This window comes from Bacillus sp. AF62 (assembly GCF_050312695.1).
GTDB classification, from domain to species: Bacteria; Bacillota; Bacilli; order Bacillales; family Bacillaceae_G; genus Bacillus_A; species Bacillus_A cereus.
The window spans coordinates 1-701 of record NZ_JBNPJZ010000223.1; the positions used below are offsets into that span (position 1 = coordinate 1).

The following is a 701-nucleotide window of genomic DNA, read 5'->3' on the forward strand; positions in this document are numbered from 1 at the left end:
CAATTACGACGGTATAGGTTTCGTATTTAGTAGACAAGACAATTACATCGGAATCGATATTGATAAGTGTGTTGTGGACGGTAAAACGAATGTATTTTCAACAGAGATTATCGATACATTAGACAGCTATACAGAATTTTCACCATCAGAGAAAGGCATTCATATCATCATCAAAGGTAGCCTTCCACAATCTGTTTTAGGAACAGGACGAAAAAATACAAAACATGGTTTAGAAATTTACTCATACGGTCGATTCTTTACTTTCACTGGGAATCGTGAAAATTCAAATGATGTGTATGATCGTACAGATGAGTTAGCGGAAGTATTTGAAACATACTTTGATGATAGCGACATTCAAGGTCGAGTAAATCTAGCTGACTTTGAAAAAGATGAAATTAAGATTTCGAACGAAGCATTATGGGAAAGAATGTTTCGGAGTAAGAAAGGCGATGACATACGCTCTTTATTTAACGGTAATGTAAAGAATGGTGACCATTCCGGAAGCGATCAGTCTTTATGTAACTATTTAGCGTTTTGGACAGGGAATTCCGCAACCCGAATGGATTCTATGTTCCGCGAGAGTGGACTAATGCGTGATAAATGGGATGTGATCCATTTTAGAGATACAAATGAAACATATGGGGAACGAACGATTGCAAATGCGATTTCTTCCACACCTACAACTATTTTAGATAATCAAG

The 701-nt window shown here is 36.8% G+C and carries 1 pseudogene; it reads left to right on the forward strand.

From position 1 onward, the window contains the following. Positions 1-701, forward strand: a pseudogene (locus ACQRBL_RS32445) (phage/plasmid primase, P4 family); the annotation flags it as partial.